The sequence below is a fragment of the Glacieibacterium arshaanense genome, assembly GCF_004681125.1.
Classification (GTDB): Bacteria; Pseudomonadota; Alphaproteobacteria; order Sphingomonadales; family Sphingomonadaceae; genus Polymorphobacter_A; species Polymorphobacter_A arshaanense.
In genome coordinates, this window is record NZ_SIHO01000004.1 from 110,834 (window position 1) to 136,823 (window position 25,990).

Annotated in this window: 30 protein-coding genes; 15 read left to right on the forward strand and 15 right to left on the reverse strand. The window is 65.6% G+C overall.

Features of this window, described 5'->3' with window-relative positions:
- Positions 1 to 35: 35 nt before the first annotated feature.
- On the forward strand, positions 36 to 899 hold the full coding sequence (locus tag EUV02_RS15150) for a pirin family protein (RefSeq protein ID WP_135247151.1): 864 nt from the start codon (positions 36 to 38) through the stop codon (positions 897 to 899).
- Positions 900 to 922: 23 nt separating this feature from the next.
- Positions 923 to 1,825, forward strand: a complete 903-nt coding sequence (locus EUV02_RS15155) for a sulfotransferase domain-containing protein (protein ID WP_135247152.1) — start codon at positions 923 to 925, stop codon at positions 1,823 to 1,825.
- Here the strand turns inward: EUV02_RS15155 and EUV02_RS15160 are convergent.
- Positions 1,822 to 3,201 (reverse strand): peptide MFS transporter, encoded by a 1,380-nt coding sequence (locus tag EUV02_RS15160; RefSeq protein ID WP_243445941.1) that lies wholly within the window; start codon positions 3,199 to 3,201, stop codon positions 1,822 to 1,824. The genes EUV02_RS15155 and EUV02_RS15160 overlap by 4 nt on opposite strands.
- Positions 3,202 to 3,314: 113 nt before the next feature.
- Between EUV02_RS15160 and EUV02_RS15165 the strand changes: the two genes are divergently transcribed.
- The 3 genes from EUV02_RS15165 to EUV02_RS15175 are packed head-to-tail and all read left to right on the forward strand — an operon-like array spanning position 3,315 to position 5,025.
- Complete coding sequence (locus EUV02_RS15165; protein WP_135247153.1) at positions 3,315 to 3,737, forward strand: protein tyrosine phosphatase family protein; 423 nt, start codon at positions 3,315 to 3,317, stop codon at positions 3,735 to 3,737.
- A complete protein-coding gene (locus EUV02_RS15170) occupies positions 3,734 to 4,126 on the forward strand; it encodes a hypothetical protein (RefSeq protein ID WP_135247154.1) in 393 nt (130 codons plus the stop codon). The genes EUV02_RS15165 and EUV02_RS15170 overlap by 4 nt, the downstream gene beginning before the upstream one ends.
- On the forward strand, positions 4,123 to 5,025 hold the full coding sequence (locus EUV02_RS15175; RefSeq protein WP_135247155.1) for a sterol desaturase family protein: 903 nt from the start codon (positions 4,123 to 4,125) through the stop codon (positions 5,023 to 5,025). The genes EUV02_RS15170 and EUV02_RS15175 overlap by 4 nt, the downstream gene beginning before the upstream one ends.
- A gap of 143 nt (positions 5,026 to 5,168) precedes the next feature.
- On the opposite strand, the gene EUV02_RS15180 is transcribed toward EUV02_RS15175, so the two are convergent.
- The 3 genes from EUV02_RS15180 to EUV02_RS15190 form a co-directional block, all read right to left on the reverse strand.
- Entirely contained in the window at positions 5,169 to 5,912 is a 744-nt protein-coding gene (locus EUV02_RS15180; protein WP_207790212.1) for a class I SAM-dependent methyltransferase, read from the reverse strand.
- A 169-nt stretch (positions 5,913 to 6,081) separates the two neighbouring features.
- Positions 6,082 to 7,521, reverse strand: coding sequence for an ammonium transporter (locus EUV02_RS15185; RefSeq protein WP_424022200.1), 1,440 nt, complete (start codon positions 7,519 to 7,521; stop codon positions 6,082 to 6,084).
- Positions 7,522 to 7,533: 12 nt separating this feature from the next.
- Positions 7,534 to 7,872, reverse strand: coding sequence for a P-II family nitrogen regulator (locus EUV02_RS15190; RefSeq protein WP_135247156.1), 339 nt, complete (start codon positions 7,870 to 7,872; stop codon positions 7,534 to 7,536).
- Between the two features lie 401 nt (positions 7,873 to 8,273).
- Here EUV02_RS15190 and EUV02_RS15195 point away from each other — a divergent pair, with 401 nt between their 5' ends.
- Positions 8,274 to 8,567: an Imm27 family immunity protein gene (locus EUV02_RS15195; protein ID WP_135247157.1), complete on the forward strand. Its 294-nt coding sequence runs from the start codon at positions 8,274 to 8,276 to the stop codon at positions 8,565 to 8,567.
- A 126-nt stretch (positions 8,568 to 8,693) separates the two neighbouring features.
- On the opposite strand, the gene EUV02_RS15200 is transcribed toward EUV02_RS15195, so the two are convergent.
- From EUV02_RS15200 to tldD, 4 genes are read right to left on the reverse strand one after another with little or no spacing between them, the layout of a single operon-like run.
- Positions 8,694 to 9,506 (reverse strand): patatin-like phospholipase family protein, encoded by an 813-nt coding sequence (locus EUV02_RS15200; RefSeq protein WP_135247158.1) that lies wholly within the window; start codon positions 9,504 to 9,506, stop codon positions 8,694 to 8,696.
- Between the two features lie 10 nt (positions 9,507 to 9,516).
- Entirely contained in the window at positions 9,517 to 9,723 is a 207-nt protein-coding gene (locus tag EUV02_RS15205; protein WP_135247159.1) for a putative signal transducing protein, read from the reverse strand.
- Positions 9,723 to 10,277 carry a pyridoxamine 5'-phosphate oxidase family protein gene (locus EUV02_RS15210; RefSeq protein ID WP_135247160.1) on the reverse strand — a complete coding sequence of 185 codons (555 nt, stop codon included), beginning with the start codon at positions 10,275 to 10,277 and terminating at the stop codon, positions 9,723 to 9,725. Before EUV02_RS15210 ends, EUV02_RS15205 begins: the two co-directional genes overlap by 1 nt.
- Before the next feature lie 26 nt (positions 10,278 to 10,303).
- On the reverse strand, positions 10,304 to 11,737 hold the full coding sequence (gene tldD / locus EUV02_RS15215; protein ID WP_135247161.1) for a metalloprotease TldD: 1,434 nt from the start codon (positions 11,735 to 11,737) through the stop codon (positions 10,304 to 10,306).
- Between the two features lie 38 nt (positions 11,738 to 11,775).
- Between tldD and EUV02_RS15220 the strand changes: the two genes are divergently transcribed.
- Positions 11,776 to 12,237, forward strand: a complete 462-nt coding sequence (locus tag EUV02_RS15220) for an SAM-dependent methyltransferase (RefSeq protein WP_135247162.1) — start codon at positions 11,776 to 11,778, stop codon at positions 12,235 to 12,237.
- 4 nt (positions 12,238 to 12,241) lie between these two features.
- Here the strand turns inward: EUV02_RS15220 and EUV02_RS15225 are convergent, their stop codons facing one another.
- A complete protein-coding gene (locus tag EUV02_RS15225) occupies positions 12,242 to 12,463 on the reverse strand; it encodes a zinc-finger domain-containing protein (RefSeq protein WP_135247163.1) in 222 nt (73 codons plus the stop codon).
- 90 nt (positions 12,464 to 12,553) lie between these two features.
- Between EUV02_RS15225 and EUV02_RS15230 the strand changes: the two genes are divergently transcribed.
- From EUV02_RS15230 to EUV02_RS15240, 3 genes are all read left to right on the forward strand, one after another.
- On the forward strand, positions 12,554 to 13,474 hold the full coding sequence (locus EUV02_RS15230) for an ABC transporter ATP-binding protein (protein WP_135247164.1): 921 nt from the start codon (positions 12,554 to 12,556) through the stop codon (positions 13,472 to 13,474).
- Positions 13,467 to 15,107 (forward strand): L-aspartate oxidase, encoded by a 1,641-nt coding sequence (gene nadB, locus EUV02_RS15235; protein WP_135247165.1) that lies wholly within the window; start codon positions 13,467 to 13,469, stop codon positions 15,105 to 15,107. Before EUV02_RS15230 ends, nadB begins: the two co-directional genes overlap by 8 nt.
- Positions 15,108 to 15,187: 80 nt before the next feature.
- On the forward strand, positions 15,188 to 15,535 hold the full coding sequence (locus EUV02_RS15240; RefSeq protein ID WP_135247166.1) for a hypothetical protein: 348 nt from the start codon (positions 15,188 to 15,190) through the stop codon (positions 15,533 to 15,535).
- Between the two features lie 21 nt (positions 15,536 to 15,556).
- Here the strand turns inward: EUV02_RS15240 and EUV02_RS15245 are convergent, their stop codons facing one another.
- Positions 15,557 to 15,844 (reverse strand): hypothetical protein, encoded by a 288-nt coding sequence (locus EUV02_RS15245; RefSeq protein ID WP_135247167.1) that lies wholly within the window; start codon positions 15,842 to 15,844, stop codon positions 15,557 to 15,559.
- Positions 15,845 to 15,977: 133 nt separating this feature from the next.
- Between EUV02_RS15245 and EUV02_RS15250 the strand changes: the two genes are divergently transcribed.
- From EUV02_RS15250 to EUV02_RS15260, 3 genes are all read left to right on the forward strand, one after another.
- Positions 15,978 to 16,883 carry an MBL fold metallo-hydrolase gene (locus tag EUV02_RS15250; protein WP_135247168.1) on the forward strand — a complete coding sequence of 302 codons (906 nt, stop codon included), beginning with the start codon at positions 15,978 to 15,980 and terminating at the stop codon, positions 16,881 to 16,883.
- Between the two features lie 31 nt (positions 16,884 to 16,914).
- The gene (polA, locus tag EUV02_RS15255) at positions 16,915 to 19,662 is read left to right on the forward strand and encodes a DNA polymerase I (RefSeq protein WP_135247169.1); all 2,748 of its coding nucleotides are present in this window, start codon (positions 16,915 to 16,917) and stop codon (positions 19,660 to 19,662) included.
- A gap of 79 nt (positions 19,663 to 19,741) precedes the next feature.
- Positions 19,742 to 20,395 (forward strand): YbaY family lipoprotein, encoded by a 654-nt coding sequence (locus EUV02_RS15260; protein ID WP_166430654.1) that lies wholly within the window; start codon positions 19,742 to 19,744, stop codon positions 20,393 to 20,395.
- A 92-nt stretch (positions 20,396 to 20,487) separates the two neighbouring features.
- On the opposite strand, the gene EUV02_RS15265 is transcribed toward EUV02_RS15260, so the two are convergent.
- Entirely contained in the window at positions 20,488 to 20,922 is a 435-nt protein-coding gene (locus tag EUV02_RS15265) for a RidA family protein (RefSeq protein WP_135247171.1), read from the reverse strand.
- Between the two features lie 86 nt (positions 20,923 to 21,008).
- On the opposite strand from EUV02_RS15265, the gene EUV02_RS15270 reads away from it, so the two are divergent.
- Positions 21,009 to 21,632 carry a hypothetical protein gene (locus tag EUV02_RS15270; protein WP_135247172.1) on the forward strand — a complete coding sequence of 208 codons (624 nt, stop codon included), beginning with the start codon at positions 21,009 to 21,011 and terminating at the stop codon, positions 21,630 to 21,632.
- On the opposite strand, the gene EUV02_RS15275 is transcribed toward EUV02_RS15270, so the two are convergent.
- From EUV02_RS15275 to EUV02_RS15290, 4 genes are read right to left on the reverse strand one after another with little or no spacing between them, the layout of a single operon-like run.
- Positions 21,633 to 22,445, reverse strand: coding sequence for an enoyl-CoA hydratase/isomerase family protein (locus EUV02_RS15275; RefSeq protein ID WP_135247173.1), 813 nt, complete (start codon positions 22,443 to 22,445; stop codon positions 21,633 to 21,635). It lies immediately after the preceding gene.
- Between the two features lie 60 nt (positions 22,446 to 22,505).
- The gene (locus EUV02_RS15280) at positions 22,506 to 23,669 is read right to left on the reverse strand and encodes a PAS domain-containing protein (protein WP_135247174.1); all 1,164 of its coding nucleotides are present in this window, start codon (positions 23,667 to 23,669) and stop codon (positions 22,506 to 22,508) included.
- A 56-nt stretch (positions 23,670 to 23,725) separates the two neighbouring features.
- Entirely contained in the window at positions 23,726 to 24,817 is a 1,092-nt protein-coding gene (locus tag EUV02_RS15285) for a ferritin-like domain-containing protein (protein WP_135247175.1), read from the reverse strand.
- Positions 24,818 to 24,848: 31 nt separating this feature from the next.
- Complete coding sequence (locus tag EUV02_RS15290; RefSeq protein ID WP_135247216.1) at positions 24,849 to 25,169, reverse strand: 2Fe-2S iron-sulfur cluster-binding protein; 321 nt, start codon at positions 25,167 to 25,169, stop codon at positions 24,849 to 24,851.
- Positions 25,170 to 25,278: 109 nt separating this feature from the next.
- On the opposite strand from EUV02_RS15290, the gene EUV02_RS15295 reads away from it, so the two are divergent.
- Positions 25,279 to 25,977 carry a Crp/Fnr family transcriptional regulator gene (locus tag EUV02_RS15295; RefSeq protein WP_135247176.1) on the forward strand — a complete coding sequence of 233 codons (699 nt, stop codon included), beginning with the start codon at positions 25,279 to 25,281 and terminating at the stop codon, positions 25,975 to 25,977.
- Positions 25,978 to 25,990: the final 13 nt, after the last annotated feature.

The window sequence follows — 25,990 nt, forward strand, 5'->3', positions numbered from 1 at the left end:
CTCGCGGCAATCCGATTCAGGGGCGGAGGTTTCCGATGCCGATTCTCAAAACGATTGACGGTCGCCCGCGCGATCTGGGCGGCTTTACCGTGGCGCGGTTGCTGCCGGCACCGGGCTTTCACATGGTCGGGCCGTTCATCTTCTTCGATCACATGGGGCCCGCCGATTTCGCGCCCGGCGCAGGCATCGACGTGCGCCCGCATCCGCACATCGGGCTGGCGACGGTAACTTATCTGTTCGAGGGCGCATTCACGCACCGTGACAGCCTCGGCACCGTCATCGATATCGAACCCGGTGCGGTCAACTGGATGACCGCGGGCCGCGGCATCGTCCATTCGGAGCGTTCGCCCGACGGCCTGCGCGCGGCCGGCCACCGCGCACACGGCATCCAGAGCTGGGTGGCGCTGCCGCGCGACCATGCCGAGGACGTACCGGCGTTCGTCCATCACCCGGCCGCCAGCCTGCCCGAAGTCGAGCTGCCCGGCATCGAGCTGCGCATCATCGCCGGCAGCACGTTCGGTGCGACCTCGCCGGTAAGTTTTCCGCATCCAATTATCTATATCGAGGCCTGGATCGACGCCGGTGCCACGCTGACGCTGCCCGCCGACTGGCAGGAACGCGGCGTCTATGTCGTGGCGGGGGCGGTGACGGCCGATGGCGTGGCGGTCGGCGAACGCACGCTGGCGGTACTTGAACCTGGTGCTGATACGGTGCTGACGGCGCAAGTCGACAGCCATGTCATGCTGCTCGGCGGCGCACCGATGGACGGCGAGCGGCTGATCTTCTGGAACTTCGTGGCGAGCAGCCCCGAGCGCATCGAACAAGCCAAGGCCGACTGGGAAGCCGGGCGCTTTGCCCCGGTACCCGGCGAAACCGAATTCATTCCGCTACCCAAATAGGGAGCGACAAACGGGGGGGAGTCATGGGAGACGCATCCGGTCTGCCGGTCAAAACGCGCGAGCTGCACAGCCATCATTTCGATTCGACGATCTGGAACGATCTGCAGTTCCGCGACGATGACATCATCATATCGACCTACGCAAAGTCAGGCACGACCTGGGTCCAGCAGATCGTCGCGCAAATGCTGTTTGGCGGCGATCCCGAACTGGCGGTTGCCGACATGTCGCCGTGGCTCGACCTGCGCGTGCCACCTAAGGCCGTGAAGCTGCCGATGGTCGAGGCGCAGACGCACCGGCGCTTCATCAAGACGCATCTGCCGGTCGATGCATTGGTGTTCAGCCCGCGCGCCAAATACCTCTACATCGGGCGCGATGGCCGCGACGTCGTGTGGAGCATGTACAACCATCACTTCAACGCCAACGCCACCTGGTATGACGCGCTCAACAACACGCCGGGCCGCGTCGGGCCGCCGATCGAGCCGCCGCCGACCGATATCCGGCAATACTGGCGCGACTGGATCGACCGCGACGGCCACCCATTCTGGCCGTTCTGGGAGAATATCCGCAGCTGGTGGGCCATCCGCGACCTGCCCAACGTCAAGCTGATCCATTTCGAGGATTTGAAGCGCGACATGCCCGGCGAAATGCGCCGTATTGCAGCGTTCCTTGATATTCCAATCGACGCGGCGCGCTGGCCGAAGATTGTCGAATATTGCTCGTTCGACTGGATGAAGGCCAATGCCACCAAAAGCGTGCCGCTCGGTGGCGCATTCTGGGATGCCGGCGCCGAGGTGTTCATCAACAAGGGCGTCAACGGTCGATGGCACGACACGCTGAGCGACGCTGAATCGGCGGCATACGAAGCGCGCGCCGTCGCCGAACTCGGGCCTGAATGCGCAGCCTGGCTGGCGGGTGGATCGCGTTAGCGCGCCAGCGCGCGCCGCAGCGGCCGGTCGAGCAGTGCGAAGATGACCGCACCCGCGCCGATGATCGCGGTGTGCAGCAGCCAGAAATTGGCCGGCGTCATGGTTTCATAGAAGCCACCGATGCGGCCGCTGATAGTGCTGCCGACAAACACCGACATCGAATTGATGCCGAGCATCATCGCATTGACCTTGGCGGGGGCGGCGCGGGCGAACAGCGCGACGGCAATCGGCACAAAGAACACCCAGCCGGCGTTCGACAGGAAGTGGAAGGCGACGGCCCACAACAGTGGCACGCGGGCCACGTCGCCGAACACCCAGCTTGCCGCCGCCAACCACAGCGTGCCCACCCCGAAGATCGCACAGCCGATGGCCATCTTGCCGATGTCGCTGGGTTCGGCGCCACGGGCGGCCTGCCAGCGCCACAGCGCCAGCACCGGCGGCACCAGGATTGCCGGCGCCAGCGCATCGAGCGCCTGCAGCCACGGGACCGGCATCGACCAGCCGTAAATGCTCAGGTTCACATGGTCGCGCACCCACAGATTATAGACGTTCCAGACCTGCGACTGCGCCACCCAGAACAGCGCCATCAGCGGCACCAGCGCCAGCAGGATCAGCACCGAGCGGCGTTCGGCTGCGGTCAGCTTTGCTGCGGGGGCGGCCTGTGTCCGGCGCGGCGGATCGGCAGGCATGTCGCGCATGCCGAGCACATAGATGACCAGCCCGATCAGCATCGCAAAGCCGGCGCTGGCGAATGCCGCGTGCCAGTTCCACTGCTGACCGATCCAGCCGCTCAGGATGGGGGCAAAGAATGCGCCGAGGTTGAGTAGCAGGTAGTAGATTTGAAACCCGTCATCGCGGCGGCGGTCGCCCTGCATGTACAGCCCGCCGACCTGCGACTGCAGATTGACCGCCATGCACCCGGCGCCGAGGATCATCAGCAGCACCGCGAGCAGGAACAGCCGCTCGGTCGCCATCGCGAAATTGCCCGCGGTCATCAACAGCGCGCCAATTGCGATAGTATATTTGCGCCCGAGCCAGCGGTCGCCGATCAGCCCGCCGAACACCGGGGTGAAGCGTGCCAGTCCCGCGAACAGCCCGAAGATCTGCGCGGCCAGCGCCTGCGTGCTCAGCGGCCCGGTGATGCTTTCGACGCCGGCGCGGAACGGCGCGAAGCCGGCGATGTTCTCGACATGCCCCGACAGCAGCAGCTCGTCGACCATGTAGAGCACCATCAGCGCCTGCGTACCGTAGAGCGCGAATGCTTCCCAGAAGGTGGTCAGCGAAATCCACGTCAACCCGCGCGGCTGGCCGAACAGGTCGCGCGATGCGCGCACCGAGGAATCGGGCAGCGTCACCGGCTCGGTAATGTTGCTCACGCGCACGCCCCCTTGCGAACAAAGCCTGTTTGACCATGTCCGCGCGCACCGCACAAGGCGGGCCGAGCGTTCGGAGGGTGACAGCAACGTCGCACCCGCGATAAGGTATGCCTATGTTCAAGCAACTCACCCCCGCCGTCGCGGTTTCGCCGCAGATCGAAGTCGCCGATGTCGCCACCGCCGCGGCACAGGGCTTCGTCTGCATCGTCAACAACCGCCCCGATGGCGAGTCCGCTGACCAGCCGGCGGGCGACGCCATCCGCGCCGCAGCCGAAGCCGCCGGGCTGCGCTATGTGGCGATTCCCGTCGATGCGCGCGGCTTTTCGCAGCCGATGGTCGCGGCGATGGCCGATGCACTCGGCGCCGGCAAGACGCTGGCGTTCTGCCGCTCGGGTACGCGGTCGACCAATTTGTGGTCGCTCGCCAGCGCCAGCCAGGGCGGTTCGATTGCCGACATCACTGCGACCGCCGCCGCCGCCGGCTATGATGTCAGCGGGCTGGCGGGCGCGATGGCACAACTCGGCGGCAAAGCTTGAACTGGCTGACGCTGGTCGTGCTGCCCGGCGCGGGGATCGCGCTGCTGGTGGTGCTGGCGCGCTGGCTGGGATTCAACACGCAGCCGGTGCTGACCGGCCCCGACGAGGCGCGCACCATCGCGCATGACGCGTTGGTCGCCTTCCATGCCGAACAGGCGGCGATTGGTGCCGATGCGCGCGCCGCGCTGGTCGCCGGCCGCGACGGCCGTGTCGCGCTGGTGCGGCCGCATGGCGACCGCTGGATTGTCCGCGTTGCCAATGGCGCGCGTGTGACGCGCAGCGGCGACACGCTGACCGTCGCGCTCGACGAACCGCTTTTCGCGCCGGTGCAATTGAAACTGGCGACCGACGCTGCCGGCTGGGCGGCGCGGCTGGAGGCCAAGCCATGAAGTTCCCCGATCCCGTCCAGATCGCCGTGCCGTTCTTCATCCTGCTGATCATCATCGAGATGGTGGCGGTCAAACGCGGCGCCCGCGGTGCCTATGACTGGCGCGACAGCGCGACGTCACTAACGATGGGCATGGGCAGCACGCTCGCCGGCCTGCTCAGTGCCGGCATCGTGGCAGGGCTGGCGTTCTGGTTCTGGCAGCACCGGTTGTTCGATATTCCAATCGCCTGGTGGAGCGGCATCCTGTGCTTCGTCCTCGATGACTTCGCCTACTACGTCTTCCACCGCACCGCGCACCGCATCCGCTGGTTCTGGGCGAGCCATGTCATCCACCACTCGAGCCAGCACTATAACCTGTCGACGGCACTGCGGCAGACGTGGACGGGGTTCATCAGCCTCGGCTTCATCTTCCGCTTGCCGCTGTTCCTGATCGGCTTCCCGCCGGCGCTGGTGTTCTTCTGCGCCGCGCTCAACCTCGTCTATCAGTTCTGGATCCACACCGAAGTCGTCAAGCGGCTGCCGTGGGGGCTGGAAGCATGGCTCAACACGCCGTCGCACCATCGCGTCCACCACGGCACCAACCCGCGATATCTCGACCGCAACTATGCCGGGGTGTTCATCGTCTGGGACCGCTGGCTCGGGACGTTCGAGCCTGAACATGACGACGAGCCGGTGCGCTACGGCATCGTCAAGAACCTGCCGACGTTCAACCCGCTATGGACCGCCACCCACGAATGGGTCGGCATCGCCAAGGACGTCTGGCACGCACCAAGCTGGAAAGCGCGCTGGATGTACATCGCCGGCCCGCCCGGCTGGACCCCCGACGGCAGCCGCGACACCGCCGATGTCATTCGCGCGGCGTGGGAGCAGGAACAGGCGCAGGCGCAGGCAGCAGAGTAGCGAAGAGCCTCCGGCGGGCAGGCCTGAGGCCTGCACCCATATATTTGGGCTGTGTATCACAGCGGGGCTTTGCTTGGTTTTGCACCGTCCCAAACAATCGGGTGCAGGCCTCAGGCCTGCCCGCCGGAGGCTCTTTGCCTGCCCTACTTCGGCTTCTTGAACCGCAGCATGAACTGGTCAGTCTTGCCGCGGATCGACGGGTCGAAGACGTTGGCGGTATGCGGGTCGGCGGGGTTGGCGAGTGCGCTGCTTTCGCCGTCGAGGATGAAGCCCGCCGCCTCGACTTCGCCTTTGACGGTTTCGGGGTCGATGCGGTGCAAGGCGTTCGCGGCGCTGAGCCCGCTGCCTGGTGCGGCGGCATGGTCGACGATGACGTAGTAGCCGCCGGGCTTGACTGCCTTGAAGATGGTTTCGTTGACTTCGATGACCTGGTCGACCGACAGCGCATTGTGCAGGTCGTGGTAGTTCTGCGCGGTCCAGAACACATCGACCTTGCCGAGTGCCGAACTGCCGACGCCGTCGACTACGGTGACATCGCCGTAGGCCGGATCGGCGGCAATCGCCGCGATCATCGCGGCGCCTTCGGCATCGCGCTTGGCGGCTTCGGGCGGCACGATGGCGATGACCTTGCCGCCGGGCTTGACCGCGACGGCGAACAGCCGCGTGAAATAGCCATGGCCGGGGATCAGGTCGGCGACATGGTCGCCGGGTTTGACGCGCGAGAAATCGAGCATCACGCCGGGCTTGCGGGCCGCGTCGCGTTCGGTGTCGCTGGCGGGTCGCTGCGGGCTGGTGACCGCGGCGGTAATATTGGCGGGGGTTTGCGCAATGGCGCTGGATGCAAGCATCAACGCGGTTGCGACGGCGAGGCCAAGACGGATCATCATGCTCTCCCAAGGCTGTCCGCAAAGCATAGCATGAGTCGGGAGGGTGAGTCCCGACGCCCGCGACGCGCAAAAAAATGGCCGGGCAAATCAATGCCCGGCCAGTTGGTTTTCCTTGGGGAGGAACTTGTGGAGCCTGGCCGGTGCGCCCGTGGGCGCACCGGCGCTTGGCTCAATAGTTGTAGGCGCGTTCGCCGTGTTCGGTGAGGTCGAGGCCTTCGCGCTCTTCCTCGACGGTCGGACGCAGCCCGATGGTCTTGTCGATGATGAAGTACAGCACAGCCGAGATGACACCCGACCACACCAGCGTCACGCCAACCGCCTTGAGCTGGGTGATGAACTGTGCGCCCATGTCATAGGTGCCCGCAACCGCCGGAATGACGGTGTAGTCGAGGAAGCCCTGACCACCGAGTGCCGGTGCCGCGACGACCGCCGTGCCGAGTGCACCGAAGATGCCGCCGACGCAGTGGACGCCGAACACGTCGAGCGCGTCGTCGTAGTTGAACTTGTGCTTCACCGTCGAGCAGAAGAAGTAGCAGATCGGCGACACCAGCAGGCCGAGCACGATCGACGTCATCGGCGTGGCGAAACCGCTGGCAGGCGTGATGGCGACCAGACCGGCAACTGCACCGGTGACACCACCGAGCAGCGACGGCTTGCCGCGCAGCACCTGTTCAACCAGCATCCACGACACGGCGGCGCCGGCAGTGGCGGTGAAGGTGTTCATCATGGCGAGTGCGGTCAGGCCGTTCGATTCGAGGTTCGAACCGGCGTTGAAACCAAACCAACCCACCCACAGCAGCGAGGCGCCGATCATCGTCATGACCAGGCTGTGCGGCGGCATCGGTTCCTTGCCGTGGCCGATACGCTGGCCGACCATGATGCAGCCCACCAGGCCGGCAATACCCGCGTTGATGTGGACGACGGTGCCGCCGGCGAAATCAAGCGCGCCCATGCCCCACAGATAGCCGTAGTCGGTCGGTGCGTCCTTGAGGAAGTCCGGGCCAGCCCAGTACCAGACCATGTGTGCGATGGGGAAATAGACCACCGTCACCCAGGCGACGACGAAGACGATGACCGCCGAAAACTTCATGCGTTCGGCAAACGCCCCGACGATCAGCGCCGGCGTGATGCAGGCGAAGGTCATCTGGAAGGCGATGTAGACGAACTCAGGGATGTAGACGCCGTTCGAGAAGGTCGCGGCGTTCGAGGAGATCGTCACGCCCTTGAGGAAGGCTTTGCTCAGCCCGCCGATGAACGGCGAACCACCGGTGAACGCCAGGCTGTAGCCGTAGCACACCCACAGCAGCGCGACGACGCAGACGATCATGAAGACCTGCGTCAGAATGCTCAGCATGTTCTTGGTGCGGACCAACCCGCCGTAGAACAGCGCGAGGCCCGGGACCGTCATCAACAGCACCAGCGCCGTCGAAGTCAGCATCCAGGCGGTATCGCCCTTGTCGGGCACCGGCGGCGCCGGCGGTGCGGCGGCCGCAACCGCAGCTGCGGCTTCCTGCGCAAAGGCCGGGCCGGCCAGCGCGAGCGCGCCGACCCCCAACAATGCCAGCAGCGCGGTGCGCCCCGGCATGTAATCACTCAATTCGGTTTTCATGTTTGCCACCCCTTACAATGCGGTGTCGTTGGTTTCGCCGGTCCGGATGCGGACGGCGGAGGCGACATCGACGGTGAAGATCTTGCCGTCACCGATGGTGCCGGTGTGCGCGGTTTGCTGGATCGTCTCGACAATCGCGGGCGCAATATCGTCCGCGACAACAATCTCGATCTTCAGCTTGGGCACCATGTTGGTGGTGTATTCGGCGCCACGATAGATTTCGGTCTGGCCCTTTTGACGGCCGAACCCCTTGACCTCGGAAACGGTCATACCCGTTGCCCCCGCACTCGCCAGCGCCTCACGCACCTGTTCGAGCTTGAAGGGCTTGATGATGGCAATGATGAGCTTCATGGCCCGCGTCCCTCCTCTGTCCAAGCCATTCCCGGCCCGAAACAGGCCTTGGCTGTGAAGAGCGATGCACGAACCGTGCCATTTCGCTGCACCGCAGCAGAAGCTGCGATTCCGCCGCGATTCGGTCATCCGCCGTGCCTGTTTATTGTGCGGTGCGGCAGGGCAGCCTAAAAATTAGGCGAATATGGCGAGGTTTAAGGTCCTCCGGCGGGCAGGCCTGAGGCCTGCACCCGATTCATTTCGTGCCACGCACTTCCTGCTCCCCTCCCTGCAAGGGATGGGTCGAGGGTGGGCTTTAGCTGCCGTTCTGCAAACGACCCCCAAAATTGTCACAAACTAGAGAAAATCACCATGCCCGAAACCCTCCGCTTTGTGGATCTTCTGGCCGTGTGTAGATTTAGATGATGGATCCACTTCTCCCACACGAAATCGAATTGACGGGTAAGTGGATAGCCTTGGACGGCGACGTCCAAGGCGACGCAGTATGCGAACGCATTGATTACCTCACCGAGATTCTCGATGTCGTTCAAGACCATCCACAGGCAGGAGGGTGGAGACGGCTTTTCCGCGATCCCGCCGACGGCCGATATTGGGAACTAACATATCCGCAAGCCGAGTTGCATGCAGGCGGGCCTCCCGCATTGCGCTGGATCAGCGACGACGAAATGAAGCAAGAATACGGCTTCAGCGGTTAAACTAGTGCAGCTTACCCGTGTCGTTCTCCAAAATCCGGCCAGTCGTCTTGCCTCCCCATTCCAGACGCAAACCAACAATCGGGTGCAGGCCTCAGGCCTACCCGCCGGAGGCCCTTTCGTCCGCCTTCAACGACCCCCAATCCGCGCAATCATCTCCCAATTCTCTTCGACGCTGGCCGCCCCCAGCGCGATCAGTTCGTCGGCGCGGGTGAAGTTGCGGACGTCGATATGGCCGATGCGCGGTGCCAGTTCGAAATCGGGCGGGTCGAGCGCCAGCGACTGGCGGGCGACGTGCATCATGATCAGGCTCAGCCCGGCACGGCCGACGCGCGTCGGTGACAGGCCGCCGTGGCGCGCGGCGCGCTGGCGGCGCAGCCAGGTCTCGCTGCGGTTGGCATAATCGCCCTGCAGGTTGACCGCGAGCACCGGCGCATTTGACAGCGCGCGTGCGGCGCGCACCGGCACCGGCGTCATCACGCCGCCATCGACCAGCAAGCGGCCGTCGTGGCGCACTGGCGGGAAGATGCCGGGAATGGCGATCGAGGCACGCACCGCCGGCACAATCTCGCCGCGGGTGAGCGCGACCTCCTCGCCCGCCACCAGATCGGCGGCGACAACCGCGCACGGGATGAACAGGTCTTCGAGGCGGGTATGGCCGAACTGGTGGCGCAGCTCGCGCTGGACGGCGCGACCGCCGAGCAAGGCGCTGCGCCCGAAATCGATATCGAGGAAGCGCATCATCGACCGCACATTGGTCGAGCGCGCCAGTTCCTCGAGCACATTGACGCGGTGCGCCGCGAGGCAGACCGCCGCCAGCGCGCCGATCGAGGTGCCCGACACTGCGACGATATCGACGTTGCGCGCCGCCAGCGCGTGGAGCACGCCGATGTGGGCCCAGCCCAGCCCGGCGCCGCCGCCGAGTGCCAGTGCCAGTTTCACGGCAGCGGCTTCATGGCGGGGCGATTTCGGCAAGCAGCGCGCGGGCGGCCGCTTCATCGTCGGGCGCCACCATTACGCGCACGCCCGAAACGCCGCCGAGCAATGACGCCAGCCCGGCATCGAACAGCACCGCTTCGATTCCCGCCGACGCCAGATAGCCACGGACGATTTCGGCACCGACCGAATCGAAGACGCGGTCGACTTCGACGAGGTCCATCAGCTGTAGGGCAGGAGGGTCGGCGAACGCACCGGCAGCCCGTCGATGCTGCGGTCGCGTTCGGCGTATTTGCGCATCCGCTCGGCGGGTTCTTCGTTGACGTAATATTTGCGCAGCGTCTCGCGTTCGGCCTTGAGCTCCATTTCGGGCACTGCCCAGCCGCACGAATCCTGTGCCGATTGAACCGTCATGTCGAAAATCTGGCGCACCCCCCGCTCGATGGTGAAGTTTTCGGCGAGTGCCGCCCAGCCGGCGTCCTGCGGCAGCACCGGCACCGCGCGGCCATAGAGGCGGTAGATCAGCGCCGGGCGGTCGAACGCGCAGAACATCACGGTGATGCGGCCATCGGCGAGCAAATGCGCGTTGGTTTCATTGCCTGAACCGCCATAGTCGAGCCAGGCGACGCGGTTGGGGCCGAGCACACGGAAGGTATCCATGCCCTTCGGGCTGAGGTTGATGCGAGAGTCGCCGGCGACGGTGGCGACGAAAAATACCGGCTGCTTCTTGATGAACGCCGCATATTTGTCGGTGATATGGTCGAAAAACTCGCTCATGTCGCAGACTCCCCTGTGTCGCTATTTCACGCGGCCGTGCCGCCTACTGTCAGCCCTTCGATCAGCAAGGTCGGCTGGCCGACGCCGACGGGCACCGATTGCCCGGCCTTGCCGCAGGTGCCGACGCCTTCGTCGAGCATCGGATCATTGCCGATCGCCTTGACGCGCGTCAGCACATCGGGGCCGTTGCCGATCAGCGTCGCCCCCTTGATCGGCGCGCCGAGCTTGCCGTTTTCGATGCGGTAGGCCTCGGTGCAGGTGAAGACGAACTTGCCGCTGGTGATGTCGACCTGGCCGCCGCCGAAGTTCTTGGCATAGATGCCCGACTTGGCACTGCGCAGGATTTCGCCGGGGTCTTCGTTGCCGCCCATCATCATCGTGTTGGTCATGCGCGGCATCGGCGCGTGCGCGAAGCTTTCGCGGCGGCCATTGCCCGTCGGCGCGACGCCCATCAGCCGGGCGTTCATGCGGTCCTGCAGATAGCCCTTCAAGATGCCATCCTCGATCAGCACGGTGCGGCTGGTCGGCGTGCCTTCGTCATCGATGGTCAGCGCGCCGCGCGTGTTGGCGATGGTGCCGTCATCGACCACGGTGACGCCGGGTGCGGCGACGCGCTGGCCGATCAGCCCGGCAAAGGCGCTGGTGCCCTTGCGGTTGAAATCGCCCTCGAGCCCATGGCCGATGGCTTCGTGCAGCAAAATGCCCGGCCAACCCGGCCCGAGCACGACGGTCATTTCGCCTGCGGGTGCGGCGACGGCATCGAGGTTGACCAGCGCCTGCGCCAGCGCGAGGTCGATCGCCTTGTTCCACGTCGCCTCGTCGAACAGTCCGTCATACAGGTAGCGGCCGCCGAGACCGTGGAAGCCGGTTTCGCGGCGGTCGCCGACCTGCGCGACGATCTGCACGTTAAGGCGCACCAGCGGCCGGATGTCGCGCGCCCGCAGGCCGTCGGCGCGGACGATTTCGACGACGCTCCATGACCCGAGCAGGCTGGCCGAAACCTGCACGACACGCGGGTCGCGCGCGCGCGCCGCCGCATCGATTTTCTGCAGCAGCGCGACCTTCTGCGCGAACGGCACCGCGCTCAGCGGGTCGGCATCGGTATAGAGCCGCGCGTTGGTGCTCGGCGGCCGGTCGAGCGCGGCGTTGCCGCCGTGGCCGGAGCGCACGACCTTGATGGTGTCGGCAGCGCGCAGGATGGCCGCGTCGGACAGTTCGTTGGCGTGGGCGTAGGCAGTAGTTTCGCCCGCCACGCCGCGCAGCCCGAAGCCTTGCTCGGTATTGAACGTCGCCGCCTTCAGCCGCCCGTCATCGAACGCGAAACTTTCGGATACGGCGTGCTGCAAATAGAGCTCGCCGTCGTCGCAGCCGTTCAAGGCCTGCGTGACGAGGCGTTCGGTGCGCGCCGGATCGAGCCCGGTGTCGCGGTAGAAGATGTTGGCGGGATCAATGATGGTCATGTACCCGATATAGGGACGAATCCGCCAAGGGGGAATGTATGTCATTCACGATTTTACCCGTGGGCCAGGTTGTCGGCGGCCGCATCCCCGCTGACGATGACGACTGGGACGGTGTCACCGCGCGAATCGAACTCGATACGACGCGCTTCGGGCCCGAGGCGCTGCAGGGCCTCGACGCGTTCAGCCACGCCGAAATCGTCTATCTGTTTGACAAGTTGCCCGAATCGCAGGTGTCCTTTGGCGCGCGCCGGCCGCGCGGCAATCCCGACTGGCCGCTGGTCGGCATCTTCGCGCAGCGCGGCCGCAACCGCCCCAACCGCCTCGCCGTGTCGGTTTGCCGCATCGAAAAGGTCGAGGGTACCACGCTTCACGTGCGCGGGCTCGACGCCATCGACGGCACGCCGGTCATCGATATCAAGCCGGTGATGCAGGGATTCGCGCCACGCGGGGAGCTGCGCGAACCCGATTGGGCCCGCGAAATCATGTCAGGTTACTGGTGACGGCTCAGTGGCCGCCGTCGTCCTTGGCAGGCGCGATGCCGGGGCGGGTTTCGGCGGGGCCGCCGGCCAGGATGAAGCGCCGGTCGCAATAGCCGCAATCGACATAGCCGCTGGCGTCAATCTGCAGGAACACGCGCGGGTGACCGGGCACGCCGCCTTCGTCGCCGTCGCAATGGACGCGGCGGTGGTCGGTGAAGAACACTTCGGGGGGCGGGATCGTAACCATGCGGCGGTTCTAGCAAGGCGTCGCGCGCCTGTCATCTGCGACGTGCCGACGGATTGCGAAGCGCGCCGCTGGCGACTATGCCCTTGCGACATGAGCCAATCCGCCATCTCTCTCCGCGGTCTCGAAAAGACCTATTCGAACGGCAAGCGCGCGCTCGACGGCGTCAGCCTCGAAATTCCGCGCGGCTCCATGTTCGGGCTGCTCGGCCCCAACGGCGCCGGCAAGTCGACGATGATCAACATCCTGGCCGGGCTGGTCAACAAGACCGGCGGGCAGGCGAGCGTCTGGGGCTTCGACATCGACGAACACCCGCGCAACGCCAAGGCGTCGATCGGCATCGTCCCGCAGGAACTGGTGTTCGACGCCTTCTTCACACCGTTTGAAACCTTGGAAATCCACGCCGGGCTGTTCGGCGTACCGCCCAGGCAGCGCCGGACGATGGAGCTGCTGCGCGCCGTGCATCTTGAGGACAAGGCGCACGTCTATTCGCGCACGCTGTCGGGCGGCATGAAGCGCCGCCTGCTGGTGGCGAAGGCGCTGGTGCACAACCCGCCGGTGCTGGTGCTCGATGAACCCACCGCCGGTGTCGATATCGAACTGCGCCAGCAGCTGTGGAACTATGTGCGCGAACTCAACGCCGGCGGCACCACCGTCGTTTTGACCACGCACTATCTCGAAGAGGCCGAGGAGCTGTGCGACCGCATCGCCATCGTCAACAACGGGCAGATCGTCGCCAACGACCTGACCAGCACGCTGATGGCGACGGCGCAGGAAAAGATCCTGCGCGTCACCGTCGACCGCGAACTCACCGAAGTGCCGCCGGGCTTTGCTGCAACGCTCGCCGGACCGCGCACGCTCAGCATCAGCTATGACAAGCGCCACAGCCAGGTCGGCGCCATCCTGACGGCGCTCGCCGACGCCGGGCTCGGCATCGTCGATGTCTCGACGCAGGAGCCCGACCTCGAGGACGTGTTCCTGTCGTTCACGCGCCGCGACGCTGTCGATGCGTAAGCGCCCACCCGCCGCCGAAGCGCAGGTCTTCGACGTCATCGTCATCGGCTCGGGCGCGGCCGGGCTGACCGCGGCGCTCAACCTCGCCGACCGCTTCAATGTCGCGGTGCTGTCGAAGGGCGAATTGTCGGCGGGCTCGACGAGCTGGGCGCAGGGCGGCATCGCCGCCGTGCTGGAGCCCGGCGACACGTTCGAAAGCCATATCGAAGACACGATGGTCGCCGGTGGCGGCCTGAACGACCGCGCCACTGTCGAATTCGTCGTTGAAAATGCCGCGCCCGCCATCGAGCGGCTGGCAGCGCTCGGCGTGCCGTTCAACCCCGGCGAGACCGTCAGCGAACGCTTCCACCTGACGCGCGAAGGCGGACACAGCCACCGCCGCATCGTCCATGTCGATGACGCCACCGGCTGGGCGGTGCAGAAAGCGCTCGAACGCGCCGCGCAGGCGCACCCGCGCATCACCATCGCCACCGGGCGCGTCGCGGTCGACCTGATCACCGAACGCAATGTCGAGGGCCAGCGCTTCGCTGAACGCCGCTGCCACGGCGTTTATGCGTTCAATGTCGATACGCATGCTGTGGAGCGCTTCATCGGCAAGGCGGTGGTGCTGGCGACCGGGGGCGCTAGCCGTGTCTATCAATATTCAACCAATCCCGACGGTTCGACCGGCGACGGCATCGCAATGGCGTGGCGCGCCGGCTGCCGCGTGTCGAACATGGAATTCAACCAGTTTCACCCGACCTGCCTCTACCACCCCGAGGTCAAGAACTTCCTGATCACCGAGGCGATGCGCGGCGAGGGCGGCCAGCTGCGACTGCCCCCGGCGGCGGCCGCCGCAGCCGGCGAGCGCTTCATGGCGCGCTATGACGAGCGCCTCGAACTGGCGCCGCGCGATGTCGTGGCGCGCGCCATCGATGCCGAAATGAAGCGTCTCGGCCTCGAAAACGTCGTGCTCGACATGACGCATCTGGCGCCCGAATTCGTCATCCACCACTTCCCGACGATCCATGCGCGGCTGCTCGAACTCGGCATTGACTGCACGAAGCAGCCGATTCCGGTGGTGCCGGCGGCGCACTATACGTGCGGCGGCGTGCTGGTGGATTTGAACGGCCGCACCGACTTGCCCGGCCTCTACGCGATCGGCGAAGTCTCGCAATCGGGACTGCACGGCGCCAACCGGCTGGCGTCGAACTCGATCCTTGAGTGCCTGGTGTTCGGCGCCGCGGTGGCCGACGATATCGCTGCCAGCTGGGATGCCATCGGCGCGACGCCGCCGATCCGCGCCTGGGACGAAAGCCGCGTCACCGATTCCGACGAAGAAGTCGTCGTCAGCCACAACTGGGCCGAGCTGCGGCGCTTCATGTGGGACTATGTCGGCATCGTCCGCACCGACAAGCGGCTTGAGCGCGCTGCGCACCGGGTCCGGCTGCTGCGCAAGGAAATCGCCGAATATTACAGCAATTTCCACGTCACCGCCGACCTGATCGAACTGCGCAACCTCGTCCAGGTCGCCGATCTGATCGTGCGCTCGGCGCAGGCGCGCCACGAAAGCCGCGGGCTGCATTTCACGCTCGACTATCCGCAGACCAACGCAGTGGCGCGCGATACCATCCTAGACCCGGTGGACCGTTGACGGTGTGGTTAATGCCCGCTTCATCTGCTGTGGCACAATGTCGCGGCATGGCATACCGCCTGCCCTTGATTGCGCTCTGTTTGAGTACCAGCGCAGCGCTGGCACAGACGGTTCCTGTACCCGATGCGGCAACCGCCAACGGGACGGCGGGCGGCGAGGTCTATCGCCTCTCCCCCGCCGAAATCGAGGCGACGCTCGATGCCGCCGCGACGCGCAACGCCAGCCAGTTACCGCTATTGCCGCCGCTGCCTGCCGCCGGCCAGGTGCAAACCTCGCTCAATGACGGCAAGCCGCATGGCAACGTCGGGATGATGATCGGCACCGGCGGGGCGCGCGCGGTCTGGGGCAGCACCGTGGTGCCGCTCGGGCAGAACGGCGTCGCCGCGTTCAGCTTCTCGACCGGCCGCTGGCCGGGGGCGCCTTACTGAAGCGGCAACGCGTCCTTTTAGTTATTTTGCCATTTTCGACTTGATCAGCCCGACAATCAGGCTGGTCACACCGCCGCCGACACCACCGCTGATGAAGCCGGCGATGATCGTCGCCATGTCGAGCCCGGTGCCGGCGACCGCGGTATTGCCCATCAACATCGGCAGCAGCTGGCTGACGATGATGCCGCCCAGCCCCCCGACGATGCTGTTGCCCGCGGTGCCCAGGCTGAGCCCGGGCGCAACCTTGCCCACGCCATTGCCGGCGGCAGCGCCGGCAACCAGTTGCACCAGCATTCCTGCGATATCCATGTGTAGTCCCCGTCTTGGGTTGAGAGCCCGATGCGGAGACTGCGCCCAAGACGCTGGCTTGTCCATACGTCGAAGGTTGACCGGCACGCGCGTCTGGCAGATGCTGCGCCCCGTCAAACAGGGGAGAGTTTGCATGCATAGATGGATGATGGCGACAGCGCTGCTGCCGCTCGCGGTGGCGCTACCGGTGGCGGCCCAGACCAACTACGACAAGGTCGAAATCACCACCGAAACGCTCGCGCCCGGCGTGCATGTGCTGTTCGGCGCCGGCGGCAATATCGGCGTTTCGACCGGTGCCGATGCGACCGTCATCATCGATGACCAGTTCGCGCCGCTGACCCCCAAGATCATTGCCGCGACCGCAAAGCTGTCGCCGCATCCGATCAAGTTCGTCATCAACACGCACTGGCACGGCGATCACACCGGCGGCAACGAGAACCTTGGGACAGCCGGCGCCATCATCGTTGCGCAGGACAATGTTCGAACCCGCATGGCGAGCGACCAGTTCATCGCCGCGATGAAATCGACCGTGAAGGCGTCGCCGGCGATCGCGCTGCCGGTGGTGACGTTCGACAGCACGACGACGCTCCACCTCAACGGCGAGGACATCCGCGCCATTCACGTGCCCCCGGCGCACACCGACGGCGACAGCATCATCCATTTCGTCCACGCCAATGTCATCCACATGGGCGACACCTTCTTCGCCATCGGCTACCCGTTCGTCGACCTGTCATCGGGCGGCGATGTGCGCGGCGATGTCACCGCCGCCGACAAGGCGCTGGCGCTCGGCAATGCGACGACACGCTACATTCCCGGCCACGGCAAGGCCGCCGACCGCGCTGGCCTGACCGCCTACCGCGATATGCTGGTGGCGAGCATCGCTGCCGTCGAAAAGGCCATGGCCGGCGGCAAAACGGTCGAGCAGGTCATTGCCGCAAAGCCCACCGCACCTTGGGACGCGCAATGGGGCAACGGCTTCATCAAGCCCGACGACTGGGTCCGGACGATTTACGCGAGCCTGAGCGCCAAAGCGCACTGACGCCGGCGCGCGCGGCTGCTAAAGACAGCGCATGACCAAGCAGCACCTCTATCTCGTCGACGGTTCGGGCTACATCTTCCGCGCCTATTTCAGCCTGCCCAAGCTGACCGATCCGCAGGGCACGCCGGTCGGCGCGGTGCACGGCTTTACCGCGATGCTGTGGAAGCTGATCGAGGAACTCAACGCTGCCGAGGCGCCGACGCATCTCGCGGTGATTCTTGACGCCGGCGCCAAGACCTTCCGCAACGACATCTACCCCGCCTACAAGGCCAACCGGCCGCCGGCGCCCGAAGACCTGGTGCCGCAATTCCCGCTGATCCGCGACGCGGTGCGGGCGTTTTCGGTGCCGTGCATCGACCAGCCGGGCGTCGAGGCCGACGACATCATCGCCAGCTATGCGCTCGCGGCACTCGCCGAAGGTTTCAACGTTACCGTGGTGTCGTCGGACAAGGACCTGATGCAGCTGGTGCAGCCGGGGCTCGATATCTTCGACCCGATGAAGAACATCCGCATCGGCCGCGACGGCGTCATCGAAAAGTTCGCGGTACCGCCCGAACAGGTCGGCGAGGTGCTGGCGCTGATGGGCGACACGTCGGACAACATCCCCGGCGTCCGCGGCATCGGTCCCAAGGGCGCCGCCGAACTGATTCTCGAATTCGGCACCGTCGATAATCTGCTCGCCAATCTCGATGCAGTGAAGCGCCCCAAGCTGCGCGACACGCTGGCCGAACACGCTGAAAACGCGCGGATGTCGCGCATCCTGGTCAGCCTCAAGGATGATTTACCGCTGGCGGTGCCGCTTGCCGATTTGACGCTCAAGGACCCGCCGCACGGTCCGCTTGGTGCGTTTCTGACCAAGCATGGCTTCCGCTCGCTGATGGCCAAGCTCGGCCGCGAGATGGAGGCCGACGCCGCCGGCCCCGAGCCGGCACCCGACGTGGCGTTCACGCACAAGGACTATGAAACCGTCACGACATCCGAACGCCTGGCGTGGTGGGTGGCCGAGGCACGGACGCGCGGGCTCGTCGCGGTCGATACCGAAACCGACAGCCTCGACGCGACGCGCGCCGCGTTGGTCGGGGTGAGTCTCGCGCTCGAACCGGGGCTGGCGTGCTATATTCCGGTGGCGCACAAGAAGGGCGAGGGGCTGCTCGCCGAAGCCGTCGAACAGCTCGATATCCCGACCGTCATTGCGGCACTCAACCCGCTATTCGCCGACGCGGCAGTGCTCAAGGTCGGGCAAAATCTCAAATACGACCTGATCGTGCTGCGCCGCCACGGCGTGGCGGTGCTCGCGCCGTATGACGACACAATGCTGCTCAGCTACGCGCTCGATGCCGGGCGCGGCGGGCACGGGATGGACGAACTTTCGGCAAAGCACCTCGGCCACACACCGATCCCGTTCAAGGCGGTGACCGGCACTGCGAAAGCCGCGATCACCTTCGATTTCGTGCCGCTTGACCGCGCCACCGAATATGCCGCCGAAGACGCCGATGTGACGTTGCGGCTGCTCGGCGTGCTGCGCGACCGGCTGTGGCGCGAAGGCGGCACGCGCATCTACGAAACCGTCGACCGGCCGCTGGTCGCGGTCATCGCCGACATGGAAATCGCCGGCATCAAGGTCGACCGCGCTGCACTGGCGCGGCTGTCGGCGGCGTATGAGGTCGAAATCGCCGCGCTCGAAACGCAGATTTTCGAACTCGCCGGCGGGCCGTTCAGCATCGGCAGCCCCAAGCAGTTGGGCGAAATCCTGTTCGAGAAAATGGGCCTCAAGACCGGCAAGAAGAGCAGCAAGACCGGCGCCTGGACCACCGACGTCACCGAGCTTGAACGGCTGGCCGGCGACGGTGTCGAAATCGCCGCGAAGGTGCTCGACTGGCGCCAGAACTCGAAGCTCAAATCCACCTATACCGATGCGCTGCAGGCGCAGATCAACCTGGCGACGGGCCGCGTCCACACCAGCTTCGCGCTGGCGGCGACCTCGACCGGGCGACTGTCATCGAACGATCCCAATCTGCAGAACATCCCGATCCGCACCGAAATGGGCCGCAAGATCCGCTATGCGTTCGTGGCGGAACCCGGCCACACGATTTTGGCGGCCGACTACAACCAGATCGAGCTGCGGCTGGTCGCGGCGATTGCCGATGAGCCGGCGCTGAAAGCGGTTTATGCGGCGGGCGGCGACGTCCATGCGCTGACCGCGCAAGAAGTGTTCGGCGAAGTGACGCGCGACACCCGCGCGCGCGCCAAGACCATCAATTTTTCGATCATCTACGGCATCTCGGCATTCGGGCTGGCGCAGCGCCTCGGCATCGATCGCGGCGAGGCGGCGCGCTACATCGAGCTGTATTTCTCGCGCTTCCCCGGCATCCGCCGCTATATGGCGGAGACCATCCAGGGCGCCAAGGACTGCGGCTATGTCAGCACGCTGTTCGGTCGCAAGACGCATCTGTCGATGATCAATTCGAAGAACGCCGGCGAGCGCCAGTTCGCCGAACGCGCCGCAGTCAACGCGCCGATCCAGGGCACCAGCGCCGACATCATCAAGCGCGCGATGGCGCGGATGCCTGCCGCGCTCGCCGACGCCGGACTGACGGGCACGCGCATGCTGCTGCAGGTCCATGACGAACTGGTATTCGAGGTGGCGGACGCCGAAGTCGAAGCGGCGTCGAAAGTCATCAAGACGGTGATGGAGGCTGCGAATCTGCCCGCTGCGCCGCTCGCCGTGCCGCTGGCCGTCGAAATCGGCACCGGCGCCAGCTGGGGCGACGCGCATTGATCCCAGCGCCATGCGCGCATTGATGTTGAGCGGAGCGGCCGGTGCGGGCATAAGGGCTGCCGAATCCAAGAGGACTGTGATGTTCAAATATTTGATTGCGCTTTTGCTTGCTGCACCGGCTGCTGCGGTGCCGTTCAATCCCGACGCCGCGATCGAGGTCAAGGCGGCGTTCATCTGCGCCGACGGCCGCGAAGTCGAAGTGCTGTTCCGCCGCCCGACGCAGGTCGCGCTGATCGACGGCCCCAACGGCCAGATCGTGCTGTACAAGACCGTCGCCACGAAGGGCTACAAATACATCGGCGGCGAAAACGAAATCAGCGGTGACGGCGAAACTGCCAGCTACCGCGTCTTCCCGCGGCCGCGCGTGCAGTGCCATGCCAAGCCGTCGCAGACCGTGCCCGGCACGCTGACCGGCACCATCACTTACCGCGAACGCATTGCGCTGCCCGAAGGCGCCACCGCCACCGTCGAAATCCGCGATGTCAGCCGCGCCGATGCGCCCGCACCGTTGCTGTCCTCGACAACGATCACCCCGACCGGCAACCAGGTGCCGCTGCACTGGATCATGACCTTCGACCCCGCCAAGGTCGCACCGCAGGCGAGCTATTCGGTATCGGCGCGCATCAACGACAAGGCCGGCAAGCTGATGTGGGTCAGCGACACCATCGAACCGGCGCTGACGCGCGGCGCACCGGCGGACTTCATCGACGTCGATCTGGTGCGCGCCAAGTAAGAGCCTCCGGCGGGCAGGGGTGACCCCTGCACCCATTTGAAGAGCGCACAACAATCGGGTGCAGGCCTCAGGCCTGCCCGCCGGAGGCTCTGTCATTTGGCCTTTGGATTGTAAGCAATGCACTCGACTTCGACCTTGGCGCCATAGGCCAGCCCGGCGGCGCCGAGCGCGCTGCGTGCCGGATAGGCGCCGGGCTTGAAATAGGTCGCATAGACTTTGTTGAACGCCGGCCAGTCGGCCATGTCGGCGAGCATGACGGTGCATTTGACGAGGTCGCCGTAGCCTAGCCCGCGCCGCTTGAGCACATCGCCGATATTGTCCATCGCCTGCTTCGCTTGCGCATCGATGCCGCCGGGCACGACCTCGCGCTGCCCCGGCGGCGCACCGATTTGCCCCGCCAGATACAGCGTGTCGCCGGCCTGCACGGCCTCCGAAAACGGCAGCCCCAAACTGCTCGGAAAATAGGTCGCGGGCGCGGCCGCAGCGAGCAGCGCGGCGCCGGCGGCAAGGGCTATGCGTGCGGACATCGGAAACTCCCCCGTGGTTTGAACGCTCAGTGTCGGTGGCAACTCCCGGCTTGGCAAGCCCCGCCGCGCCGTGGCAGCATGGCGGCATGTTGCGCTTCGCCCTCGCCGCGCTGCTGTTGGCAGCCGCACCTGTCGTCGCCGGTCCCGAAGGCCGCTACCGGCTGACCGGCGTGCAGGATGCCGCGTCAGGAATCGAACTCCGCGCCGACCACACATTCAGCTACGGACTGAGCTACGGCGCACTCGACGAAATGGCCGAAGGCGTGTGGAAGCAGGCCGGCGATACCGTGCTGCTGACGACGCAACCGACCCCCAAGCCACCGGTCATCGCGCCGGGGACGGCAACGCGCACCGATGAAGCGCCGCTGCGCTTGCGCGTCGTCGGTCCGGCCGGTCAGGGCGTGGCGCTGGTCGATTTCGAAATCCGCTACGCCAGCGGCGAACCACGCACCGGCTATACGCAGGACTATGGCTGGACGAGCCCGGGCGACGAAGCCCGGACGCCGGTTTCGGTGCGCTTTGCCGTGCCGATGTACGGCATCACATCGCCGGTGTTCCCGATCGATGCGGCGCGCGCCAATGACCTGGTTTTTGTGCTGACGCCCAACGATCTCGGTGTCATCGACTTCCGCGACCAGAAACTCACGGTGACGCCCGACGCGCTGCTGATGCAGCGTGGCAACGGCACGCTGCGCTACGTCCGCGATTGATCAGCGCCGGTTTATGTCCTCGCCGGTGGCGAGGAACGCTTGCATCGCCGCCAGCGCGGTATCGTCGTGCTTGAGCAGCAGCAGGAAGCGTGCGCGCGTTTCGGCCATGCCGTCGGCGAGCGACATCGTTTGCGCGCCGCGCAGCAACGCCTTGGCGTCCGCCAGCGCGCGCGGTGACTTAGCCGCCAGTTCGCGTGCAAGTTCGGTCGCCGCTTGCAACGCGCTGCCGTCGGCGAGCCAGTTGACCATGCCGATTACCGCAGCTTCCTCAGGCGTGGCGGTGCGGCCGCGCAGCACCATTTCGGTGGCGCGGGCCTGTCCGATCAGCTGGCTCAACCGTTCGATGCCACCGGCGCCGGGGAAGATGCCGATGTTGGTTTCGGGCAGCCCGATGCGGTAGTCGCCGCGTGCCGCAATGCGGAAGTCGCAGCATAGCGCGAATTCGAAGCCGCCGCCCTGCGCGAAACCGTCGATCGCGGCGATCGTCGGCATCGGCAGCGCCGCGACCTTGTCGAATAGCGCCGATACCGCATTACCGCTGCGCGCCTGTTCGGCGAGCGCGCGGTCATCGACATGCCCGCCGCGCAACTGCTTCGAAATCGCCACCAGTTCGCCGACGTCATAGTGGCGGATGAACACGCCCGGCACGCCGCCGGTGAAGATCACCGCGCGCACGTCGTCGAGCGCTTCGAGCGTGTCGACGATGACGTTGGCGGCATCGACCTGCGGCGCATTCATGTAACCGCGCGGCGGGTTGTTGAAGGTCACCGTGGCGACGCCGTCGTGAATCGACAGCTGGACGAGTTCGGACATGCAGGCCTCCCGGGTTTTGCCCGAGTGTGGCCGAGGTCGCGCCAAACGGCAATGCGCTGCTTAGGCCGTGCGTCCTTCGACCAAAATGTAGCGCACGCCGTCGTCATCGCGGATCGGGGTCAGCCGCACTTCGATCGGCAGCGGCGCGCCGCCGCGCTGCAGTTCGGCGGCGAAGCTCACCGCGTCGCCATTGCCGGCGCGCACAATGGCATCACGCAGCGGCGCGGTGTCGCCGGCGCCGAGCCACGGCAGTTCCCACAACGCGACGCCGGTCGCGACGCCGCCGCTGGTCAACGCCGTGCCGGCGTGGTTGATTTCGAGCACCAGCCCGTGCCGGTCGAGCAGCGCCAGCCCTTCGGTGGCATGGTCGAACACCGCGCGTGTCCGGCGCTCGCTTTCGAGCAGCCGATCGCGGACTTCGTTGCGCGTCGTCACGTCGCGCAGATGCGCGGTATAGGTCAGCGCGCCTGCAGCTTCGACCTTGGTAATTGTCGCCTCGAGCGGGAAGGTTTCGCCCGACCGCCGCACGCCGAGCACGCCGGGGCGCTCGCTCATCATGCGTGACGCGTCGCGCGCGGCGCCGAAGGCTTCGACCTGGCGGCCATGCCCGGCGCGCGCCGCCAGCGGGATCAGGATCGACAGCGGCTGACCGATGACCTCCTCGGCGCGGTAGCCGAACATGCGCTCGGCAGCGAGGTTGAACAGGATGATTTTCTGGTGTGCATCGACCGAGACGATGGCGTCTTCGGCGACCATCAGGATGCGCGCAGCGCGCAGATTGGCGTCCTTGAGCGCGGTCGCTTCGGCACGGCGGCGGCTGTTGTCGCGCACGGTGATGAAGAAGCGTTCGCCGGGTTCGTCTTCCGCATCGCCGATGATGCCGGCGCGGACGCGGACTTCGACGGGCATTTCATGGCCATCGGCACGGCGTGCAATCAGATCGACATAGCGCGCAGCGGTGGCGTCGGGCTCGGCCGCCCAGCGCGCCAGCCACGCCACCGGATCGACGCGGCGGTCGCTCTGGCGCGGCACCAGCACGGTGATCGGTTCGCCGACGACTTCGGCGGCGTCATAGCCGAGCAAGGTTTCGGCGGCGGCGTTGACGAAGGTGATGCGGCCGTCAGGCGTGGCGACGATCACCGCTTCGGGCAGGCCGTCGAGCACCGTGGCGTGGAAACCCGCAATGCTGGCATCATTGGCCAAGTCGCTGGATGGTCTGGACATGACGGCTTTCCTCGGGTGGTGCACCGGCGCGGCCCGCAAGCCGCGCCGGCGACCGTTTAAGCGGCGACCGGGTGGCCGCCCTCCATCGCCTGCAGCACCCGCAGGTCTTCGAAGATCGGAATGCCGACCTCCTCGTACTTCTTGCGCGCCAACGGGGTGAGCAGCCCGACGCGGGCGAGTGCCGGCAGCATCAGGTCCTTGAGCGAGTGGATCTGCCCCGGCGGCAGTGTCTGCTCGATGCCTTCGGCGGCCGCCGCCTCGACGCCCTTGAAGAAGTCCTCATGCTCGATGCCGCTGTTGTCGAGCACCTGCAGGAAGCCCGGGTCGACGCGGCTAGCGAGCGTGCCGGCGGTGCCGCCATGCGCGAGGATGTTGACCGCCTGGAAGGCGAAGTCGGCGAGGTCCTCGACTTCGTCGGGATGCAGCCTGGCGATCACGGGCTCAAGGTAGGAATGGCCGAACGACACGTGGCGCGATTCGTCGCGCATGACGTTGAACGTCAGCTTCTTGAGCAGGTCGCACTGCGTCGTGCGGTACATGTTGTTGAACGCGCCGAGTGCGAGGCCTTCGACGATCATGTTCATGCCGATCATGACCTTTTCGTAGCGGTCGGCCTTGAGCGTCGCGTCGATCAGCGCCTTGAGCCACAGCGACATCGGATAGACGATGGCGATCTTGTCGCAATATTTGGCGTAGACCTCGACATGCCGCGCCTCGTCCATCGTCTGCGTCGCGGCATACAGCTTGGCGGTGGCGTCGGGCACCGAGTGCGTGACGCACGCGGCGGTCATCAATGCGCCCTGCTCGCCGTGCAAGAACTGCGACAGCAATTGCGCCGTCGAATGTGCGGTGAAAGTTTCCTGCTGCGACTTCGACAGCTTCTTGAAGAACGGCATGCGGTGGTAGATGTCGTTTGCGTCGTTGATCAACGGCTTCGACGGATCGACGACGGTGTCCCACGGCAGCAGTTCGTCCGAATCCCACTGGTTCTGCTTGGCGCGCTTGTACAGGTCTTCGACCTTGTCGCCCGACATCAGATATTTGAAGGTCCAGGCGATATCCATCGGCGTCCGGTAGATGTCGTCGGGGTTCATGTTGACCTTCCAGTCCGAACCGGAAGCGCCAAGATCTTTCTGGTGCACGTTCATGGTGGTTCTCCTTTGGGTTAATACTGGTTGTTCAATATTGTCTGGCCGGGGTGCGAACGATCAGGCCGTCGACACTGTCATCGACCTTGATCTGGCAGCTCAGCCGGCTGTCGGCGGTGACATCGAAGGCGAAATCGAGCATCGCCTCTTCCAGTTCCTCGATGGGTGGCAGGCGGTCGCGCCACATGGGGTCAACATAGACATGGCAGGTCGCGCAGGCGCAGGCGCCGCCGCAATCGCCATCGATGCCGGGAATGGTGAAGCGCTTGGCGCCGTCCATGACCGACAGCCCGTTGGGCACATCGACATGGTGTTCGGTACCGCCGTGCTCGATATAGGTTATGCGCGCCATACAGCCTTCCATCCCCGCAATCAGCGTATGCGAGTCGCGCCGCACCGACGTTGATGCAGATCAACATGCAAAACTGGCTTTCGCGCGCGCCTGCGCCTACATTGCCGAAATGAACGCCCCGTTCCCGACATCGCCGTGTGCCGATTGCGCGATTCGCAATCAGTTGCTGTGCGCGGCGCTCGACGACAATGAACTGCTCAAGCTCAGCCAGCTCGGCCACAAGAAGCGCTTTGCGCGCGGCGAAACGATTATCCACGCCGGCAGCGTCAGCCCGATCTTCGCCAACATCGTGTCGGGTGTGCTCAAGCTGGCGCGCACCACCGGTGACGGCCGCGAAGCTATCGTGGGCCTGCTGTTTCCCGCCGATTTCGTCGGCCGGCTGTTCGGGGTGCGCACCGATACCGATGTCACCGCGCTGACCGATGTCGAACTGTGCATCTACCCGCGCCAGAATTTCGAAGCGGCGCTGACCGACCTCGCCAAGCTCGAACGCCAGCTGCTGACCAGCACGCTCGAGGCGCTCGATTTCACCCGCGAATGGATGGTGCTGCTTGGGCGCAAATCCGCCGAAGAACGTGTCGCCAGTTTCTTGCTGGCGATGGCGCAGCGACTCAAGGCCGCACCCGGCGCGGCGTTCGACCTGCCGCTGACCCGCGCGCAGATTGCCGATGTGCTCGGGCTGACGATTGAAACAGTCAGCCGCCAGATGACACGGCTCAAGGCCGCCGGTGTTATCGAAATGGCCTCGGTGCGTTCGGTGCGCATCATTGCGGCCCAAGAGCTGCGCGACCGCGCAGAAGTTGCCTGAAGGCGATTTGCAG